This is a genomic window from Pseudomonas sp. AC255 (genome assembly GCF_979258175.1).
Window position 1 is genome coordinate 754,100 of the sequence record NZ_OZ409841.1, and the last position, 18,538, is coordinate 772,637.

The window sequence follows — 18,538 nt, forward strand, 5'->3', positions numbered from 1 at the left end:
ACATCGCCACTTTCCTCACCACCGTTTCCGGGTAGAATGCTCGTTCGCATGCGGCCATGAGGGCTGCACGGGCGACTCACGGGGCCGCCCTCCATCCCTTTAGTGTGGAAGATCCTGCCGATATGTTTGCGCCTTTGTTAAAGAAACTTTTTGGAAGCAAGAACGAGCGTGAAGTCAAACGCATGCTCAAGACGGTGCAGCTCGTCAATGCCTTCGAAGAGCAAATGGTGGCCCTTTCGGACGATCAATTGCGCGCCAAGACCGCCGAGTTCAAGGCCCGTATCGCCAAAGGGGAAACCCTCGACAAGCTGTTGCCGGAAGCCTTCGCCGTCGCCCGCGAGGCCGGCAAGCGTGTGATGGGCATGCGCCACTTCGACGTGCAACTCGTCGGCGGCATGACTCTGCACGAAGGCAAGATTGCCGAAATGCGCACCGGTGAGGGCAAGACCCTCGTGGCCACCCTGGGTGTTTACCTCAACGCACTGTCCGGCAAGGGCGTGCACGTTGTGACCGTGAACGACTACCTGGCCCGCCGTGACGCCAACTGGATGCGTCCGCTGTATGAATTCCTCGGCCTGACTGTCGGCGTCGTGACGCCGTTCCAGCCGCCGGAAGAAAAGCGTGCCGCCTACGCCGCCGACATCACCTACGGCACCAACAACGAATTCGGTTTCGACTACCTGCGCGACAACATGGCGTTCAGCATGGATGAAAAATTCCAGCGCGAACTCAACTTTGCCGTGATCGACGAAGTCGACTCCATCCTCATCGACGAAGCGCGTACTCCGCTGATCATTTCCGGTCAGGCCGAGGACAGCTCCAAGCTGTACATGGAGATCAACAAACTGATCCCGCAGCTGGAACTGCACGTCGAGGAAGTCGAAGGCCAGGTCACCAAGGCCGGCCACTACACCGTTGACGAAAAGACCCGTCAGGTCGAACTCAACGAAGCCGGTCACCAGTTCATCGAAGAAATGCTCACCCGCGTCGGCCTGCTGGCCGAAGGCGAGAGCCTGTACTCGGCGCACAACCTTGGCCTGCTGACCCACGTCTACGCCGGTCTGCGTGCGCACAAGCTGTTCAATCGCAACATTGAATACATCGTGCAGGACGGTCAGGTCGTACTGGTCGACGAACACACCGGTCGTACCATGCCGGGTCGTCGTCTGTCCGAAGGCCTGCACCAGGCTATCGAAGCCAAGGAAGGTCTGAACATCCAGGCCGAGAGCCAGACCCTGGCCTCGACCACCTTCCAGAACTACTTCCGTCTGTACACCAAGCTGTCCGGCATGACCGGTACCGCCGACACCGAAGCGTTCGAATTCCACCAGATCTATGGTCTGGAAGTCATGGTCATTCCGCCGAACAAACCGTTGGCGCGTAAAGACTACAACGACCTGGTGTTCCTCACCGCCGAAGAGAAATACGCTGCGATCGTCGCGGACATCAAGGAAAGCATGGCCGCCGGTCGTCCGGTGCTGGTGGGTACCGCGACCATCGAGACGTCCGAGCACATGTCCGAATTGCTCGTCAAAGAAGGCATCGAACACAAGGTTCTCAACGCCAAGTTCCACGAAAAAGAAGCTGAGATCATCGCTCAGGCCGGTCGTCCGGGTGCGCTGACCATCGCCACCAACATGGCCGGTCGTGGTACCGACATCCTGTTGGGCGGCAACTGGGAAGTGGAAGTCGCTTCGCTGGAGAACCCGACTCCTGAGCAGATCGCGCAGATCAAGGCCGACTGGCAGAAGCGTCACCAGCAAGTGCTGGAGTCCGGCGGCTTGCAGGTAATTGCTTCCGAGCGTCACGAATCGCGCCGTATCGACAACCAGCTGCGTGGCCGTGCCGGCCGTCAGGGCGATGCCGGTTCGAGCCGCTTCTACCTGTCGCTGGAAGACAGCCTGATGCGCATCTTCGCCTCCGACCGGGTGAAGAACTTCATGAAAGCCCTGGGCATGCAGCCGGGCGAAGCGATCGAGCACCGCATGGTGACCAACGCGATCGAGAAGGCGCAGCGCAAGGTTGAAGGCCGCAACTTCGACATCCGCAAGCAACTGCTCGAGTTCGACGACGTCAACAACGAACAGCGTAAAGTGATCTATCACATGCGTAACACGTTGCTGGCCGCTGACAACATCGGTGAGACCATCGCCGACTTCCGTCAGGACGTGCTCAACGCTACCGTCAGCGCGCACATTCCGCCGCAATCGCTGCCAGAGCAGTGGGACGTGGCCGGCCTGGAAGCGTCGATCGAAAGCGATTTCGGCGTGAAACTGCCGATCCAGCAATGGCTCGACGAAGACGATCACCTGTACGAAGAAACCCTGCGCGAGAAGCTCATGACCGAGCTGATGGCGGCGTACAACGAGAAGGAAGATCAGGCCGGTGCCGAGGCGCTGCGCTCGTTCGAGAAGCAGATTGTCCTGCGCGTACTCGACGACCTGTGGAAAGACCACTTGTCGACCATGGATCACCTGCGTCACGGCATTCACCTGCGCGGCTATGCGCAGAAGAACCCGAAGCAGGAATACAAGCGCGAGTCGTTCACACTGTTCTCCGAGCTGCTGGATTCGATCAAGCGCGACTCGATCCGCGTGCTCTCGCATGTTCAGGTGCGTCGCGAAGATCCGGAAGCCGAAGAGCAACGCCTGCGTCAGGAAGCCGAAGCACTGGCGGCGCGCATGCAGTTCGAACACGCCGAAGCGCCTGGCCTGGATCAGCCGGAAGCGTTGGGTGAAGAGGTCGATGTGGCTCTCGCCACTGCCGCTGCCCCGGTTCGCAACGAGCAGAAGCTGGGCCGCAACGAACTGTGCTACTGCGGTTCGGGCAAGAAATACAAGCATTGCCACGGGCAGATCCAGTAAAACCCGTTTCAATCGCTGAACACCCCGCGCCGCGACCGGCTCCTGCCGTCGCGGCGTTTTGCCATTTATCCCACCGTCCTTTCCCGTGGCGGTGCTGACATCATTGAGTAAGGAGCGCATTCATGGCTGTTGGTCTTGGTCCTTTGCCAGCGTTGCACCCGGTTGCCGGTTTTGAACTCGGTATCGCCTCGGCCGGCATCAAGCGCCCGGGGCGCAAGGATGTAGTGGTGATGCGCTGTGCTGAAGGTTCCACCGTGGCTGGCGTGTTCACCCTGAACGCGTTCTGCGCCGCACCAGTGATCCTGGCGAAAAAGCGCGTGCACAATTCCGTGCGTTACTTGCTGACCAATACCGGCAATGCCAACGCCGGTACCGGCGAGCCTGGCTTGGCGGCTGCCGAGCGCACCACCGCTAAGTTGGCCGAGCTGACCGGCGTCGATGCCAGCCAGATTCTGCCGTATTCCACTGGCGTGATCGGCGAGCCGCTGCCGGTCGAGAAGATCGAAGGCGCACTGCAAGCCGCGCTGGATGATCTGTCGGAGAACAACTGGGAAGCCGCCGCCACCGGCATCATGACCACCGACACCCTGCCCAAGGGCGCCAGCCGCCAGTTCGAGCATGACGGCGTGACCATCACTGTCACCGGCATCAGCAAAGGCGCCGGCATGATTCGCCCGAACATGGCGACCATGCTGGGTTACATCGCCACCGACGCCAAAGTCTCCCGCGAGGTGCTGCACAACCTGATGCTCGACGGCGCCAACAAGTCGTTCAACCGCATCACCATCGACGGCGACACTTCGACCAACGACTGCTGCATGCTGATCGCCACCGGCAAGGCCGCGCTGCCGGAAATCACCCGCGCAGAAGGTGAACTGTTCGCCAAGCTGAAACAAGCGGTGTTCGAAGTCTGCATGGACGTCGCCCAGGCCATCGTGCGCGACGGCGAAGGCGCAACCAAATTCGTTACCGTGGAAGTGAATGGCGGCGGCAACCATCAGGAATGCCTGGACGTCGGTTACACCGTGGCCCACTCGCCGCTGATCAAGACCGCGCTGTTCGCCTCTGACCCGAACTGGGGCCGTATCCTCGCTGCCGTGGGCCGTGCCGGCGTGCCGGACCTGGACGTGAGCAAGATCGACGTATTCCTCGGCGACGTGTGCATCGCCAGCCGTGGCGCCCGCGCCGCGACCTACACTGAAGCCCAGGGCTCGGCCGTGATGCAGCAGGAAGAAATCACCATCCGCATCGAACTGGGCCGCGGTGATTGCAGCGAAACCATCTGGACCACCGACCTGTCGCATGAGTACGTGAAGATCAACGCTGAATACCGTACTTGATTCAAGGTGTGGGAGTGGGCTGCCGGCCTCTTCGCGGGCAAGCCCGCTCCCACAGTGATTGCGGTCGTTCACAAATGCCGTGTACACCACCAAAACCTGTGGGAGCGGGCTTGCCCGCGATGACGGACGACCAGACGCCAGACATTCTGGATTGTTTCCCTGACGAAAAGGCGCCACACCATGTCCCTGCACCTGATCATCGGCGACAAACTGCTTTCCTCCTGGTCCCTGCGTGCGGCACTGGCGCTGGACCTGACCGGCGCACCCTACAGCGAAGAGCTGATCAAGCTCGGCAAACCCGACACCCGCGAGCGCCTGCTCAAGCACTCGCCGACCGGCAAGGTGCCGCTGCTGCATACCACCCGTGGCACCATCGCCGATTCGCTGGCCATTGCTGAGTACCTCGCTGAGCAGTTTCCGTCCGAGCAACTCTGGCCGAGCGATACCTTTGCCCGCGCGCAGGCCCGCTCGGCCTGCGCACAAATGCACAGCGGCTTCTTCGCCATGCGTAACCACATGCCGTTCAACCTGAGCCAGGACGCACCGCTGAACCCGGTGCCGCCAGAAGTGAAGGTCGATATCGAACGCATGCTCGCGCTGTGGGCCGAATGCCGCGCGGCAGCGACGGAAGAGGGGCCGTACCTGTTCGGTCGTGTCAGCCTTGCCGATGCCTTTTTCGCGCCGATCGCCGTGCGCTTGCGCACCTATCAGGTGAAGCTGCCGGCGGTCGACGAAGCCTATGTTGAAACCATCTACCAATGGCCCGCCTTCAAAGCGTGGCAAAAGGCTGGACTGGAGGAATTGAACCCGTGAAACGCGTCCACGTCGCCGCTGCCGTCATTCGTGACGGCGCCGGCAAAATCCTTATCGCCCGCCGTGCCGACACCCAGCATCAAGGCGGCTTGTGGGAGTTTCCCGGTGGCAAGGTCGAGGCTGACGAGTCTGTCGAATCGGCACTGGCTCGCGAGCTGCACGAAGAGCTGGGCATCATCGTTGATGCTGCGCGGCCGCTGATCAAGGTTCGCCACGATTACCCGGACAAACAGGTCTTGCTGGATGTCTGGGAAGTCTCGGCGTTCAGTGGCGAACCCCACGGCGCTGAAGGCCAGCCACTGGCCTGGGTCACTGCCAGGGAATTGATTGACTATGAGTTTCCGGCGGCCAATCAGCCGATCGTCGCGGCGGCGCGCTTGCCTGCCGAATACTTGATCACTCCCGAAGATCTGGAAGGCCCGGCCTTGTTGCGCGGCATCCAGAAAGCGATTGCCGGCGGAATCAAATTGATCCAGCTGCGCGCACCCAACGGCTACGACCCGAAATACCGGGATCTGGCGGTGGATGCGGTGGGCCTGTGCGCGGGCAAGGCGCAGTTGATGATCAAAGGGCCGTTCGAATGGCTCGGTGATTTCCCGTCTGCCGGATGGCACATCACCGCTGCCCAACTGCGTAAATACGCAGCGGCAGGACGTCCGTTGCCGGCTGAGCGCTGGCTCGCGGCGTCGTGCCATGACGCCGAAGAACTGGCGCTGGCCGAGCAGATGGGCGTTGATTTCGTCACTCTGTCGCCGGTGCAGCCGACGCTGACGCACCCGGATGCGCAGCCGTTGGGGTGGGAGCAGGCTGCGGCACTGATCGAAGGTTTCAGCAAACCGGTGTTCTTGCTCGGTGGAGTAGGGCCGGCGGAGCGTGAGAATGCCTGGGGTGTTGGGGCTCAGGGTGTGGCGGGGATTCGGGCGTTCTGGCCTGATCCAGTTTAAGGGCTACCGACCTCTTCGCGAGCAGGCTCGCTCCCACAGTGGATTGCATCTCTCCAGTCAGAATGCAGGCAAATGTGGGAGCGAGCCTGCTCGCGATGGCGTCCTGTAAGGTGCTACTTTCCTTCAGGTTTCGCAGCCGGCTGCCACAAAATCTCCGCCACCCCTTGCCGCCGCGCAATCAACCGCGCCACAACAAACAGCAAATCCGACAACCGATTGATATACGCCAGGCCAACCCCGGCCAACGGCTCCAGCGCATTCAAATGCTGACAGCGCCGCTCGGCACTGCGCGCCAGACTGCGGCAGACATGTGCCTGCGCAATCAACATCGAACCACCCGGCAAGATGAAATTCTCCAGCGGCCCCAGCTCTTCATTCCATACATCGATGGCTGCTTCCAGCCGCTCGATTTCGGCCTCGTTCAACGCCTGATATTCAGGCATCGCCAGTTCGCCACCGAGGTCGAACAGGCGATGCTGACAAGGCGCCAACACTCCGATGATTTCATTCAGCGCCGGATGCACTTCGCGCTCGGCTAGCAAACCGGCCAGCAACACGCCGACCTGACTGTTCAGCGTATCGACCTCGCCGATCGCCTCGATGCGCGGGTGATCCTTGGGGACGCGACGGCCGTCACCGAGGCCGGTTTCGCCTTTGTCGCCGGTGCGGGTGTAGATCTTCGACAAGCGAAAGCCCATGGGTTACCTCGGTAGTGAATTGGTTTCGGTGGTCAATGGCGCAGGCTGCACCAGCGGCAGACGCAGCGTGAAACAGGTGCCTTGGCCGGGCGCCGACTGCACTTCCATCTGGCCTTTGTGATTGTTGGTGATGATGAAGTACGACACCGACAGGCCAAGGCCGGTGCCCTGGCCGATTTCCTTGGTGGTAAAGAACGGCTCGAAAGTGCGCTTGCGCACGTTCTCGCTCATGCCGATGCCGTTGTCCTCGACCTGAATCTCGGCCCACGGCGGATTGAGTCTGGTGCGCAAAATGATCCGGCCCGGCTCGCTGTCGTCTTCGCGCTGATGAATCGCCTGCGCGGCATTTTTCAACAGATTGAGCAGCACCTGTTCCAGTTCGTTGGCGGTGCCCGGCACTGGACCCAGGGCCGGGTCGAACTGGCGGATGATCGCCTGGCCCTTGAAGTCGAAACCGATGGCCAGATCGAAGTCGTTACCAGCGATCTCAACGGCTTGATCGATCAGCGCCGGCAGATCGCAGGGCGCCATTTGCCGGGTGCTGCGGCGGCTGAAGCTGAGCATGTGCGTGACGATTTTCGCCGCGCGGGCGCCGGCCTGTTGAATGCCGTCGAGCAGTTGCGGGACTTCGCGGCCTTGCAGGTAGCGGTTCACAGTGTCCAGTTCGATGCCCAGTTGTTCGGCAGTCTCGATGTTCTTCGGCAGATCCGCCGACAGACGCCGGCGAATGTTCTGCACGTTGTGCAGGATCGCGCCGAGCGGGTTGTTGATTTCGTGGGCCATGCCGGCCGCGAGGCCACCGACCGAGAGCATCTTCTCCGACTGCACCATCATTTCTTCCAGCGACAGACGCTGGGTGATGTCGTCGATACGGATCACCACGCCACGCCCGGCACCGCCCATCAGCGGATAAAACGTCAGCGCATAATGCTTGGGTTCATCGTCCTTGAACCAGGTTACCCGGTCGACCTTGGCCACGGTGTGCTGTTCGACGGTGGCCTTGAGCTGCGGCAAAAACGGCTTGAGCGGTTCGAAGGCGAGGAAGATCGGCTGGTTCAGCGCCTCGTCCAGGCGTGTCCCGGAAAGTGCGCTGGCCTCCTGGTTCCACTGGGTGACGTAGAGCTGTTCATCGAGAGCGATCAGCGCCGAGGGCATCGAGTCGATGATGCTGTTGAGGTAATTCTGGAAGCCGGTGAGTTTCTTTTCGATCTTGCTGCGCACCTGGACTTCCAGCTCCAGCTTGCGGTTGGTGTGGCGGGTTTCCTCGGCCAGGCCTTGCGCCTGATCGTATGCGGCCTGCGAGTCGTCGCGGGCACGCTTGAGCTGCTGCTCGCGGGCTTCGATGCGCGAGAGCATGGTGTTGAACGCCTCGGCCAGACTGCCGATTTCGTCGTGGTTGCCGCGCGCGGCGCGCAAGGCGTAGTTCTCTTCGCGAGTGACCTGCCGGGACAATTCCTCCAGCTGATGAATCGGCCGGGTGATCAGGCGCTTGATCTGCCGGGCAATCACCAGCCACAGCAGTACGCTGAAGATCAGGATGCCGAGGCTGGCGGTCAGAGTGCCGGTGTAGAACGCCATCGGCAGTTCGCTGCTGGCCACCAGCAACAGATGCCCCGGTGCGGCGCCGGGGCGGGGCAGGGTGATCAGTTGATTGCTGCGAAACTCGGTGAGTTGCCAGGCTTCGACATGGCGGTAGCGCTCAGGGAGACTGAGTTTTTCGCCGCGCTGCACTTGCGCCAGGCGTTCACCCTTGCCGTCATACAGGGCGGCGGCGCGCAGCGGTGAATAACTGTCGAGTTCCTTGAGCAGGCGCTCGGCGCTGCGCGGCGACTCCAGCGCATCGCTGACCAGACTCGGATTGGCGATCAGCCGGCCGATGGTCTGCAGGGCTTGTGGCGCCATGCTTTCCTGAGAAATGTAGTAGGCGGCGCTGATAAAGGTCAGGTTGGCGACCAGCAGAACCGTGGTCAACAACACCAGCAGGGCGGCCAGCAGTTTCTGGCCGACCGGCAGGTTTTCAAGGCGCTGGCGCAATGGCATCAGGTTTATCGCAGCAGGGGAACAAGTCGTCAGCCTAGCGGCTGCTCAGTCGCTGGGCAATCCACGCTTGTGCAGATGAGCGATCAGGCGTTGCTGCAACTGCTGCAGATGCGGCAGGTTCAACTGATGGCGCTCGGCAACTTTGCAGGCGTGGCCCAACAGATAGCTGATCTCGGTGCGGCGCTGGTTGGCGACGTCCTGATACATCGAAGAGTAATTGGCGGCGGTGGCGTGGATCACTCGTTCGACTTCCGCTTGCAGATTGTCCGCCGCAGCGGGTTGGCCGCAGCGTTCGAGCAGTTCGGTCAATTCGGCACAGAGTGTGGCAACTTCGCAGTGATGCTCGCTCAGCCCGCCGTTGCGGCAATCGTGGAGCACGGTCAGCGGGTTGATCGCGCAGTTCAGCGCCAGTTTGCGCCACAGTCGAGTGAGGATGTCAGCGCTCCATTCATGGGGAATGTTCGCCGCTTGCAGCTCGTCCAGCCAGACCGGCGCCAGCGGATTTGCCGCATCGCCCAGCCAGTTGAAACCGTGACCGGCAAACACCACGCGCCAATCGCCATCGCGGAACGCGCCCTCGGTGCTGGAGGCGCTGATGCAGCGCGCCTGTGGCACCCGCGCGGCGACGGCGTCCTGACTGCCAAGGCCGTTTTGCAGGAGGATCAGTTCGGCGTCTGGCGCGAGGCGTGAAGCGAGGCGGGCGACGGCCTCTTCGGCGTCATAGGCCTTGCACGCGACCAGTAAACGGCGAATTGGCTCGGGGCTGTCCGGGGTTTCGCCGGGAACTGCATAGGTATGAGCTTGTCCGTTTTCTACCAGGGTCAAGCCGCCCACTGCCTCGTAGCTGTGCAAGCGCGCGGCATCGCGCAGGATCAGTTGCACAGGCAAGCCGGCGCGAGCCAGACGTGTCGCCCAGAGTGTGCCGAGGCTGCCGGCGCCAAGTACATGCCAGGTGGTCGACATCAGTTTTTTGCTCGATTGCTTGCAGGCATGTGCGGCTCGCCGTATCGGTAGGAAAAGACCCGTTATAATGAGCCCGATTTTAACCGCAAGCCAAGCGCGCTCCATCCACATCGAGCGCGCCTTTTTATTGGAGAGATTACATGCCGTCGTTCGACGTGGTATCCGAACTGGACAAACACGAACTCACCAACGCGGTCGAGAACGCCGTGAAGGAACTCGATCGTCGTTATGACCTGAAAGGCAAGGGCAGCTTCGAGTTCAAGGAAAAAGACCTGACCGTCAGCCTCACCGCCGAAGCTGCTTTCCAGCTCGAAGCGATGATCGAAATCCTCAAGCTGGCGCTGACCAAGCGCAAGATCGACGTGCAGTGCCTTGAGGTCAAGGATGCTTACGCTTCGGGCAAACTGATGAAGCAGGACGCCATCCTCAAGGAAGGCATCGACAAGGAGCTGGCAAAGAAAATCGTCGGCCACATCAAGGAAGCCAAGCTCAAGGTCCAGGCCGCCATTCAGGGCGAGCAGGTGCGTGTCACCGGCAAGAAGCGCGACGATTTGCAGGAAGCCATCGCGGCCCTGCGTGCCAAGGAATTCGGCATGCCGCTGCAGTTCAACAACTTCCGCGACTAAGCTTGTTTTGTGACTGTGTGGGAGCGAGCCTGCTCGCGAATGCAATGTGTCAGTCAATTTATTGCTGAATGACACAACGCTTTCGCGAGCAGGCTCGCTCCCACAGTTGTTTTGAATACACCCCGGGAAGCCGGAAATCAGGAGATAGAACATGGATTTGAATGCGGAAGTGGACCACCTGGTCAAGGCGTCCCAGGCGTGGATCCCGATGATCATGGAATACGGCAGCCGCGTACTGCTGGCAGTGATTACCCTGGCGATCGGCTGGTGGCTGATCAACAAGGTCACGCAAAAACTCGGAGGTCTGCTGGCCCTGCGCAATGCCGACCTCGCGCTGCAAGGCTTTATCAGCAGCCTGGCCAACATCATTCTCAAGGTGCTGCTGATTGTCAGCGTCGCGTCGATGATCGGCGTCGAAACCACCTCGTTCGTCGCGGCCATCGGTGCTGCGGGTCTGGCGATCGGTCTGGCCCTGCAGGGCAGCCTGGCCAACTTCGCTGGCGGCGTGCTGATTCTGCTGTTCCGCCCGTTCCGCATCGGTGACTGGATCGAAGCCCAGGGCGTGGCGGGTACCGTCGACAGCATCCAGATTTTCCACACCGTGCTGCGTACCGGCGACAACAAGACCATCATCCTGCCCAACGGCAACCTGTCGAACGGCATCATCACCAACACCAACCGTCAGCCAACCCGCAAAGTCGTGTTTGATGTCGGCGTGGATTACGAAGCGGATCTGCAGAAGGCCCGTCAGGTATTGCTGGATCTGGCCAAGGATCCCCGCGTCATGCAGGACCCGGAGCCACAGGCGGTGATTTCGACATTGGGTGACAGTTCGATCACGGTTTCCCTGCGTGTCTGGGTTAAAACTGCGGATTATTGGGATGTGATGTTCATGTTCAATGAACAGGCGCGGGATCGTTTGAAGGCTGCCGGTATTGATATTCCATTTCCGCAGCGGGTTATACGTGTAGTGCAGGAATCGGCGGCGCAATGATAGGTTGCTAACTAAGTGCCTGGATTGTTGGTCAGGTATTAGTTGAATGAAGCACCAATAAAAAAGGCCCATCCGAAGATGGGCCCTTTTTTGTTATCGCAAACTAACTGTTGGCGATTACAAGATCGACAGTGGGTAGTCGACGATCAGGCGGAACTCGTTGATATCGCCTTCGGCCTGATCGGTGTTGCCACGGTGCCATGCTTGACGAATACGGAAGGACAGGTCTTTGGCAGGGCCGGCCTGAACTACGTATTTGGCTTCAAGGTTGGTTTCGTGGTGCTTGCCATCATCACCGTAACCGTACGAACGGTATGGGCTGTCAGCATCCATTTTGGAGCCGTCAATGTCCCAACCTCTCACGTAACGGGTCATGAAGCTCAGACCTGGAACGCCGTACTCGGCCATTTTCAGGTCATAACGAATCTGTGCAGATTTTTCGTTAGGACCGTTGAAGTCGGAGTACTGAATGGAGTTAGCCAGGAAAATCGAGTCACCACCGCGGTTGTTGTCACCTACGCCGACGTAGTCGAACGGCGTATCACCGTTGACCTTCTGGAAGGCGAGAGTCACGGTGTGGGCTTTCAGGAACGAAAGTGCAGTTGCCAGGGAGAACGTGGTGTTGCTGATATCACCAGCTTTCGAACTGCCCGAATCGGTAGTGCGGTAGATGTTGAAATCGGTGTTCAGCGACGTGTCACCACTGATTGGCAGCGTGTAGTTCACGTTGCTGTAGTACTGGTTCCAGATGTCCTTGAACTTCGAACCGTAGAGCGAGACGCTCAGGTTGTCGGTAATGCCGTATTTACCACCGGCGAAGTCCATGGTTTTGCCGGTGACAGGGTCATCAGTGGTGCTGGAGTACTGCGAGTGCAGCTCGCCGTCGCTGTTCATCTCGTCCTGGCTGGAGGCCGAGTAGAAGTGGCCGGCTTCCAGATCCAGATTTTCGATTTCGCTGCTTTGCAGTTGGAAACCGGTAGCAGTCTGAGGAATCAGGCGCGAGCCGCCGACCGCGAAGACTGGAGCAGTGCTTGGCTGGAACTCACCGAATTTCAGCTCGGTCTTGGAGATGCGAGCCTTGATTGCTGCGCCTGCCTTACCCAGAGAATCGTTGTTATGGCCTTGCGAATCCAGGCTGGTGTTGCCCGAACCGGTGGTGCCGTCGCCGCCGTCGAGCTTGATGCCCAGGTAGCCGAATGCATCAACACCAACACCGACGGTGCCTTGGGTGTAACCGGAGCTGAAGTTACCCAGGAAACCTTGGGTCCAGTCTTTCTGGTCATTGGAGGTGGTGTTTTTCTTGTCGCGGTTGAAGTAATAGTTGCGCAGCAACACATCAAACTTCGCGTCTTCAACGAAACCTTTGGCTTCAGCCTGGTCACTTACAAACGGGGCGGCCGTAGCCATTTGAGTACTGGCTGCTGCAGCAACTGCCAGTGCGATCATGCTCCACTTCATCACGCGCATCGTGATTTGCTCCTTTGGTTTTAGAAGAGTACTGCCGTCCCACCTGTTTTATTATCTGGGCGGCTCTTTCTTTTTGTGTCGGCGCAAACTTATATCACGCCGACAATGTTGGCGATACTTGCGAAACCAACCTTTCAGCTTCTTTACGGCGTTGTCGCAAAAGGAGCGCTGGATGTCGCAAATTCACAGTACCGATGCAGCCGGACTGACAACTTTATCGCTGTTTCCGGGCCTTTTTGCATCGCTAAAAAAGAGTCCCTGGCAAAACACTTGAATCTCCATCGGGCAACCCTGCCACTGTTTTTATTGGCTTCAGGCGACCACTTCCAGTGGTGCGCTTATAGTCCATACCGTTACGAATGCAACAAGCGTGCACAAACCGCGAAATTGCTGCGGTTATTTTTCAATGCGGTGCCCGCATATGTGAAAACCTTGTGAAAACGGGGCCTCGGGCCGGTTTTGTTGCAGGCTTGACGACATTCTCCCAATGGTGTTGCAACGCACCAAAGGCGCGCAAGACAACCAAAAACGTTACCGGTTCACCCCGCAGTGAGTATTTGGCGGATGCCCGACCCAGTGAGCGTAGACGTGTTGTGCAGTTTTGGTGCAAAAAAATCACCACCGGACGCAAGTAAATCTGGCGCCGCGCGATTCGAGGGTCGACAGATCAAGGATTTTCATGCGGCTCTTCACGTCAAGGCTCATGTCCGGGGCTGTATTGGTGCATCGGCGAGATAAACGTCTCATGTCGGCGCGCTTGCCGAATTACTGCCGGGGAGAAGCGTGAAGCCCGCCGCATTCGCAGGTATGCTGCCGTTCTGTCGCTTGGCGCGCCGCCTCTTGGGAGCCGCCGCTAAGCTGATTTATAGGATCAGCGGGAGTACTCACAGTGTTTGCTTTGGATTCACGACTTCAACAGGACACCTTGGTCATCGGCGACTTTCCGTTGTGCCGGCTGTTGCTGTCCAACGACAGCAATTACCCGTGGTTCATCCTGGTGCCTCGCCGCGAGGATATCAGCGAGTTGTTTCAGTTGGATGTCGCCGATCAGCAGCAACTGTGGCAGGAAACCACCACCCTCGCCGAGTTGCTCAAGGATTCGTTCGACGCCGACAAGTTGAACGTGGCAACCCTGGGTAACGTTGTCAGCCAGTTACATATGCATGTGATCGTGCGTAAGCGTGACGATGCGGCATGGCCGGCGCCGGTCTGGGGCAAGCATCCGGCCAGGCCGTACAGCGCAGAACAGGTAGCGACCATTCGCGAACGCTTGCGTCTGGTGCTGACCGATGAATTCACTTTTTTGGAGGGCTGAGTCATGAGCCTTGAAGGACGCGTTACCGATCTGGAAAGCCGTTTGGCCTTTCAGGATGACACCATTCAGGCATTGAACGATGTGCTGGTGGCGCAGCAGAAGGTCATCGAGCGCTTGCAATTGCAGATGGAAGCGCTGATCAAGCGTCACGAAGAGATGGTCGGGCAGTTCGGTGCTTTTGAGGAAGATGCACCGCCGCCGCATTATTGAGCCATTCGGCAGGCATAAAAAAACCGCGAACAGTCAGGCTGCTCGCGGTTTTTTTGCTTTGGATCAGCGACGCGGCAGGGCGGCGATCACGTCCTCGGCTTGCAGGCCTTTGTCGCGGTTCATTACCGAGAACTCGACGCGCTGGCCTTCGACCAGGACGCGGTGGCCTTCGCCACGAATGGCGCGAAAGTGCACGAAAATATCATCGCCGGAATCCCGGGAGATAAACCCGAAACCCTTGGAAGTGTTGAACCACTTCACGGTGCCGGTATCGCGATTGCTCATGTCATAGGTGGTCGGCGCAGCGGCCGGTGACGATTTGTAAAAGCTCACGGCCAGATGCAGCAGCACGGCAACCAGGGCGATCACCAGACTGAACAACACCGCCGGTTGGCCAGCGATGACCGGCATTGGTGCGATCAGCGTCAGGGTTTGCAGGACGACAGTCAGCACCAGCAGGGCGCTGACCAGATTTTGCAGATGCTGGCGCGGGCCTTTGTTCCAGTACGGAATCACTGGTGCGATGACCAGGTTCAGCAGGCCGAAAAAGGCTAGGTAAAGTGCATCGGGCTGTTGCAGGTAAGGAACGGCTTCGGCTTTCAGGCTGGGTATGAACGACAGCAGCAAGGCTGCTGCGCCCATTAGCAGGTGGACGATTTTCAACATTTTGATTGGCTCACGTTATGACGGCTCACAAGGAAGAGCTGAAGGCGCACGGTTCGCTTCAGGACAAAATAAGAGGCGGTGGACACGTACACGGCATCAGCCTATGCGCAACACCCCGGAAAATAGGGCATGGCGACACACTGCCTATTTAACAGCAAAGCCTGCGGCTACTCAAATCAGCCCGGCCAGCGGCAGAGAAACGGTCGATTTGTCGCAGTCTGACCACGGATTCATAGCTGCGAGCCGGCTCTTGCCTTGCTACAGTGGGACCGAACCTGCTGGATGAATTCAATCACTGTTAGGGGGCAAGCATGGCAATTGATATCGGTATCAGTGAAGAAGACCGCAAATCCATCGTCGAAGGGCTGTCGCGACTGCTGTCGGACACCTACGTGCTGTATCTGAAAACCCATAACTTCCACTGGAACGTCACTGGCCCGATGTTTCGCACGTTGCACCTGATGTTCGAAGAGCAATACAACGAGCTGGCGCTGGCCGTCGATTTGATCGCCGAGCGTATCCGTGCGTTGGGTTTCCCGGCGCCGGGTGCCTACGCGACCTACGCGCGTCTTTCTTCTATTAAAGAAGAAGTCGGTGTGCCGAGCGCCGAAGACATGATCAAGCAACTGGTCGAAGGCCAGGAAGCGGTGACCCGTACCGCGCGCGGCATTTTCCCGCTGCTGGACAAGGTCAGCGACGAGCCGACCGCTGACCTGCTGACCCAACGCATGCAAGTGCACGAGAAAACTGCGTGGATGCTGCGCGCACTGCTCGAGGAATGATCCAGACGCTGCGGACGGCGTGAGGTCGTCCGCATGCTCTCCAGACTCTTACCGTTGTCGTTGGCTTATCCTACGAGGCTGGTCAACAAGTCGTATGGCGCTAACTTTGTCACTGGGTTTTTATGAAGGCGCAGGATGTTGCCTTATAAATCAGCAGTCATGGCAAAGGAGTGTCAACGCTATGGTAGAAGGAGACAGGCGAAGCGACAGGATGTCGGCTTCGCGGCATGTAATAAAGGTCGATCCGTTTGTCAGCGAGTTCGACATGAACCTGATCCGGCCGCTGTCGCGGTCGATTCGCCTCAATGGTTTTGCGACCTGCCTGCGACTCGAGCAGGTCTACTGGAACATCCTCGGCGGCATGGCCGAGGACAATCATTGCTCGATCAGCACACTGCTATCCCACGTTGATCGTGAGGTGCATCTGCGTTACGGCGGAGTGAAGAATTTCAGTGCGCTGGTGCGGGTGGTTTGCGTCATGAACGGGATCAAAGATCTCGCACCCGCAGTTTCGCGCTGAAACGGCGGTTGCAACGAGGTTGCGGGCCGTGCAGCGTTACGGCTGCACAGCCCGCATTTAATCGATATAATCCCGCGCTTTCGCCGCAAAGCCCTGCGCGCGGCAGCAATCTGATCGCCGAGACACCTCCATGCCAATGTACGATTACCAATGTGCTTCCTGTGGTCATCAGTTGGAAGCCATTCAGAAGATCAGCGACGCACCGTTGGTCGATTGCCCTGCCTGCCAGGCGCCCGAACTGAAGAAGCAGCTGTCCATGCCGGGTTTTCGCCTCAGCGGCAACGGTTGGTACGAGACCGACTTCAAGACCGGAGCCAAGAAAAATCTGGCCGGTGGCGACAAAGCTGACTAGGGTTCCAACCCTGAACGAACGACACGCGTGAGTTTCCGCCCTGCTTGATGGCGGCGGGATCTCCACCGAATTTCGAATTACGAGAAGCGAACCACACCATGATGCGCAGCCACTATTGCGGCCAACTGAACGAAAGCCTGGAAGGCCAGGAAATTACCCTTTGCGGATGGGTTCACCGTCGCCGCGACCACGGCGGGGTGATTTTCCTCGATATCCGTGATCGTGATGGTCTGGCTCAGGTGGTGTTCGACCCGGATCGCGCCGAGAGCTTCGCCGCCGCCGATCGCGTGCGCAGCGAATACGTCGTGAAGATCACCGGCAAGGTGCGTCTGCGTCCGGCCGGTGCGACCAACGCCAACATGGCTTCGGGCATGATCGAAGTGCTCGGTTACGAACTCGAAGTGCTGAACGAGTCGGAAACCCCGCCGTTCCCGCTCAACGAGTTCTCCGACGTCGGCGAAGAAACCCGCCTGCGCTATCGCTTCCTCGACCTGCGTCGTCCGGAAATGGCCGAGAAGCTGCGTCTGCGCTCGCGCATGACCACCAGCATCCGTCGCTTCCTCGACGAGAACGGCTTCCTCGACGTCGAAACGCCGATCCTGACCCGGGCCACTCCGGAAGGTGCGCGTGACTATCTGGTGCCGAGCCGTACCCACGCCGGTTCGTTCTTCGCCCTGCCGCAATCGCCGCAGCTGTTCAAGCAACTGCTGATGGTGGCCGGCTTCGACCGTTACTACCAGATCGCCAAGTGCTTCCGTGACGAAGACCTGCGTGCCGACCGTCAGCCGGAATTCACCCAGATCGACATCGAGACCAGCTTCCTCGATGAAAAAGAGATCATGGGCCTGACCGAGCAGATGATCCGCAACCTGTTCAAGGAAGTGCTGAACCTGGAGTTCGGCGAATTCCCGCACATGACCTTCGAAGAAGCCATGCGCCGCTACGGTTCGGACAAGCCGGACCTGCGTATTCCGCTGGAACTGGTTGACGTTGCCGACCAGTTGAAAGAAGTCGACTTCAAAGTCTTCAGCGGCCCGGCCAACGATCCGAAGTGCCGCATCGCCGCACTGCGTGTTCCAGGCGGGGCGAGCATGCCGCGCAAGCAGATCGACGACTACACCAAGTTCGTCGGCATCTACGGTGCCAAGGGCCTGGCGTACATCAAGGTCAACGAGCGTGCCGCCGGTGTTGAAGGTCTGCAATCGCCGATCGTGAAGAACATCCCGGAAGACAAGCTCAACGTGATCCTCGATCGCGTTGGCGCAGTCGATGGCGATATCGTGTTCTTCGGTGCCGACAAGGCCAAGATCGTCAGCGAAGCCCTGGGCGCGCTGCGTATCAAGCTCGGTCACGACCTGAAGCTGCTGACCTGCGAGTGGGCGCCAATGTGGGTCGTCGACTTCCCGATGTTCGAAGAGAACGACGACGGCAGCTTCTCGGCGCTGCACCACCCGTTCACCGCACCGAAGTGCACCCCTCAGGAACTCGAAGCCAACCCGGCCGGCGCACTGTCCCGTGCGTACGACATGGTCTTGAACGGCACCGAGCTGGGCGGCGGTTCGATCCGTATCCATCGCAAGGAAATGCAGCAAGCGGTATTCCGTCTGCTGGGCATCAATGAAGCGGAACAGGAAGAGAAGTTCGGCTTCCTGCTCGACGCGCTGAAGTACGGTGCACCGCCGCACGGTGGTCTGGCCTTCGGTCTGGACCGTCTGGTGATGCTGATGACCGGCGCCCAGTCGATCCGTGAAGTGATCGCCTTCCCGAAAACCCAGAGTGCTGCCGACGTGATGACGCAGGCTCCGGGCGTAGTGGATGCCAAGGCATTGCGCGAGCTGCACATTCGCCTGCGCGAAACGCCAAAGGCTGAGTAAGACGGGCCTGAAGGCGCATCTTCGGATGCGCCTTTTTTCTTTCTCAGGTCGAATTTTTCAATTGCCGGCC

Annotated in this window: 18 protein-coding genes; 13 read left to right on the plus strand and 5 right to left on the minus strand. The window is 59.3% G+C overall.

The annotated features are described in order from the left end of the window. Window positions 1-122: 122 nt before the first annotated feature. The 4 genes from secA to ACZZ0K_RS03545 all read left to right on the plus strand — a co-directional run bounded on the left by secA (window position 123) and on the right by ACZZ0K_RS03545 (window position 5,961). A complete protein-coding gene (gene secA, locus ACZZ0K_RS03530; RefSeq protein ID WP_038861039.1) occupies window positions 123-2,864 on the plus strand; it encodes a preprotein translocase subunit SecA in 2,742 nt (913 codons plus the stop codon). 122 nt (window positions 2,865-2,986) lie between these two features. Next, window positions 2,987-4,204 carry a bifunctional glutamate N-acetyltransferase/amino-acid acetyltransferase ArgJ gene (gene argJ / locus ACZZ0K_RS03535; RefSeq protein ID WP_258707111.1) on the plus strand — a complete coding sequence of 406 codons (1,218 nt, stop codon included), beginning with the start codon at window positions 2,987-2,989 and terminating at the stop codon, window positions 4,202-4,204. 180 nt (window positions 4,205-4,384) lie between these two features. After that, window positions 4,385-5,017 (plus strand): glutathione S-transferase family protein, encoded by a 633-nt coding sequence (locus ACZZ0K_RS03540; protein ID WP_056787884.1) that lies wholly within the window; start codon window positions 4,385-4,387, stop codon window positions 5,015-5,017. Next, on the plus strand, window positions 5,014-5,961 hold the full coding sequence (locus ACZZ0K_RS03545) for a Nudix family hydrolase (RefSeq protein WP_258707110.1): 948 nt from the start codon (window positions 5,014-5,016) through the stop codon (window positions 5,959-5,961). Before ACZZ0K_RS03540 ends, ACZZ0K_RS03545 begins: the two co-directional genes overlap by 4 nt. 113 nt (window positions 5,962-6,074) lie before the next feature. Here the strand turns inward: ACZZ0K_RS03545 and ACZZ0K_RS03550 are convergent, their stop codons facing one another. The 3 genes from ACZZ0K_RS03550 to ACZZ0K_RS03560 are packed head-to-tail and all read right to left on the minus strand — an operon-like array spanning window position 6,075 to window position 9,662. Then, the gene (locus tag ACZZ0K_RS03550) at window positions 6,075-6,659 is read right to left on the minus strand and encodes a cob(I)yrinic acid a,c-diamide adenosyltransferase (protein ID WP_258707109.1); all 585 of its coding nucleotides are present in this window, start codon (window positions 6,657-6,659) and stop codon (window positions 6,075-6,077) included. A 3-nt stretch (window positions 6,660-6,662) separates the two neighbouring features. Beyond that, the gene (locus tag ACZZ0K_RS03555) at window positions 6,663-8,699 is read right to left on the minus strand and encodes a sensor histidine kinase (protein ID WP_076563949.1); all 2,037 of its coding nucleotides are present in this window, start codon (window positions 8,697-8,699) and stop codon (window positions 6,663-6,665) included. 45 nt (window positions 8,700-8,744) lie between these two features. Then, on the minus strand, window positions 8,745-9,662 hold the full coding sequence (locus ACZZ0K_RS03560) for a putative 2-dehydropantoate 2-reductase (protein ID WP_258707108.1): 918 nt from the start codon (window positions 9,660-9,662) through the stop codon (window positions 8,745-8,747). Window positions 9,663-9,802: 140 nt separating this feature from the next. Between ACZZ0K_RS03560 and ACZZ0K_RS03565 the strand changes: the two genes are divergently transcribed. Further along, window positions 9,803-10,288 (plus strand): YajQ family cyclic di-GMP-binding protein, encoded by a 486-nt coding sequence (locus ACZZ0K_RS03565; protein ID WP_016773491.1) that lies wholly within the window; start codon window positions 9,803-9,805, stop codon window positions 10,286-10,288. Between the two features lie 151 nt (window positions 10,289-10,439). After that, on the plus strand, window positions 10,440-11,282 hold the full coding sequence (locus tag ACZZ0K_RS03570) for a mechanosensitive ion channel family protein (protein WP_122602086.1): 843 nt from the start codon (window positions 10,440-10,442) through the stop codon (window positions 11,280-11,282). Window positions 11,283-11,399: 117 nt separating this feature from the next. Here ACZZ0K_RS03570 and ACZZ0K_RS03575 read toward each other — a convergent pair whose 3' ends face one another. Then, complete coding sequence (locus tag ACZZ0K_RS03575; protein WP_122602087.1) at window positions 11,400-12,749, minus strand: OprD family porin; 1,350 nt, start codon at window positions 12,747-12,749, stop codon at window positions 11,400-11,402. Between the two features lie 75 nt (window positions 12,750-12,824). Here ACZZ0K_RS03575 and ACZZ0K_RS03580 point away from each other — a divergent pair, with 75 nt between their 5' ends. The 3 genes from ACZZ0K_RS03580 (at window position 12,825) to ACZZ0K_RS03590 (ending at window position 14,274) form a co-directional block, all read left to right on the plus strand. After that, window positions 12,825-13,187 carry a hypothetical protein gene (locus tag ACZZ0K_RS03580; RefSeq protein WP_252878774.1) on the plus strand — a complete coding sequence of 121 codons (363 nt, stop codon included), beginning with the start codon at window positions 12,825-12,827 and terminating at the stop codon, window positions 13,185-13,187. 451 nt (window positions 13,188-13,638) lie between these two features. Beyond that, complete coding sequence (locus tag ACZZ0K_RS03585; protein ID WP_150741942.1) at window positions 13,639-14,064, plus strand: HIT family protein; 426 nt, start codon at window positions 13,639-13,641, stop codon at window positions 14,062-14,064. Between the two features lie 3 nt (window positions 14,065-14,067). Then, window positions 14,068-14,274 carry a SlyX family protein gene (locus tag ACZZ0K_RS03590; RefSeq protein WP_041479795.1) on the plus strand — a complete coding sequence of 69 codons (207 nt, stop codon included), beginning with the start codon at window positions 14,068-14,070 and terminating at the stop codon, window positions 14,272-14,274. A 63-nt stretch (window positions 14,275-14,337) separates the two neighbouring features. Here ACZZ0K_RS03590 and ACZZ0K_RS03595 read toward each other — a convergent pair whose 3' ends face one another. Then, window positions 14,338-14,940: a cold-shock protein gene (locus ACZZ0K_RS03595; protein ID WP_016773496.1), complete on the minus strand. Its 603-nt coding sequence runs from the start codon at window positions 14,938-14,940 to the stop codon at window positions 14,338-14,340. 311 nt (window positions 14,941-15,251) lie between these two features. On the opposite strand from ACZZ0K_RS03595, the gene ACZZ0K_RS03600 reads away from it, so the two are divergent. From ACZZ0K_RS03600 to aspS, 4 genes are all read left to right on the plus strand, one after another. After that, window positions 15,252-15,722: a Dps family protein gene (locus ACZZ0K_RS03600; RefSeq protein WP_041479794.1), complete on the plus strand. Its 471-nt coding sequence runs from the start codon at window positions 15,252-15,254 to the stop codon at window positions 15,720-15,722. Between the two features lie 181 nt (window positions 15,723-15,903). Continuing rightward, window positions 15,904-16,242, plus strand: a complete 339-nt coding sequence (locus tag ACZZ0K_RS03605) for a ribbon-helix-helix domain-containing protein (RefSeq protein WP_024014091.1) — start codon at window positions 15,904-15,906, stop codon at window positions 16,240-16,242. 130 nt (window positions 16,243-16,372) lie between these two features. Further along, window positions 16,373-16,594: an FmdB family zinc ribbon protein gene (locus ACZZ0K_RS03610; protein WP_016773499.1), complete on the plus strand. Its 222-nt coding sequence runs from the start codon at window positions 16,373-16,375 to the stop codon at window positions 16,592-16,594. A 98-nt stretch (window positions 16,595-16,692) separates the two neighbouring features. Further along, entirely contained in the window at window positions 16,693-18,468 is a 1,776-nt protein-coding gene (gene aspS / locus ACZZ0K_RS03615; RefSeq protein WP_041479793.1) for an aspartate--tRNA ligase, read from the plus strand. Window positions 18,469-18,538: the final 70 nt, after the last annotated feature.

Coding starts and splice junctions, on each gene's coding strand:
- secA (WP_038861039.1), top strand. CDS start 123: ATGTTTGCGCCTTTGTTAAAGAAACTTTTTGGAAGCAAGAACGAGCGT.
- argJ (WP_258707111.1), top strand. CDS start 2,987: ATGGCTGTTGGTCTTGGTCCTTTGCCAGCGTTGCACCCGGTTGCCGGT.
- ACZZ0K_RS03540 (WP_056787884.1), top strand. CDS start 4,385: ATGTCCCTGCACCTGATCATCGGCGACAAACTGCTTTCCTCCTGGTCC.
- ACZZ0K_RS03550 (WP_258707109.1), bottom strand. CDS start 6,659: ATGGGCTTTCGCTTGTCGAAGATCTACACCCGCACCGGCGACAAAGGC.
- ACZZ0K_RS03555 (WP_076563949.1), bottom strand. CDS start 8,699: ATGCCATTGCGCCAGCGCCTTGAAAACCTGCCGGTCGGCCAGAAACTG.
- ACZZ0K_RS03560 (WP_258707108.1), bottom strand. CDS start 9,662: ATGTCGACCACCTGGCATGTACTTGGCGCCGGCAGCCTCGGCACACTC.
- ACZZ0K_RS03565 (WP_016773491.1), top strand. CDS start 9,803: ATGCCGTCGTTCGACGTGGTATCCGAACTGGACAAACACGAACTCACC.
- ACZZ0K_RS03570 (WP_122602086.1), top strand. CDS start 10,440: ATGGATTTGAATGCGGAAGTGGACCACCTGGTCAAGGCGTCCCAGGCG.
- ACZZ0K_RS03575 (WP_122602087.1), bottom strand. CDS start 12,749: ATGCGCGTGATGAAGTGGAGCATGATCGCACTGGCAGTTGCTGCAGCA.
- ACZZ0K_RS03590 (WP_041479795.1), top strand. CDS start 14,068: ATGAGCCTTGAAGGACGCGTTACCGATCTGGAAAGCCGTTTGGCCTTT.
- ACZZ0K_RS03595 (WP_016773496.1), bottom strand. CDS start 14,940: ATGTTGAAAATCGTCCACCTGCTAATGGGCGCAGCAGCCTTGCTGCTG.
- ACZZ0K_RS03600 (WP_041479794.1), top strand. CDS start 15,252: ATGGCAATTGATATCGGTATCAGTGAAGAAGACCGCAAATCCATCGTC.
- ACZZ0K_RS03605 (WP_024014091.1), top strand. CDS start 15,904: ATGGTAGAAGGAGACAGGCGAAGCGACAGGATGTCGGCTTCGCGGCAT.
- ACZZ0K_RS03610 (WP_016773499.1), top strand. CDS start 16,373: ATGCCAATGTACGATTACCAATGTGCTTCCTGTGGTCATCAGTTGGAA.
- aspS (WP_041479793.1), top strand. CDS start 16,693: ATGATGCGCAGCCACTATTGCGGCCAACTGAACGAAAGCCTGGAAGGC.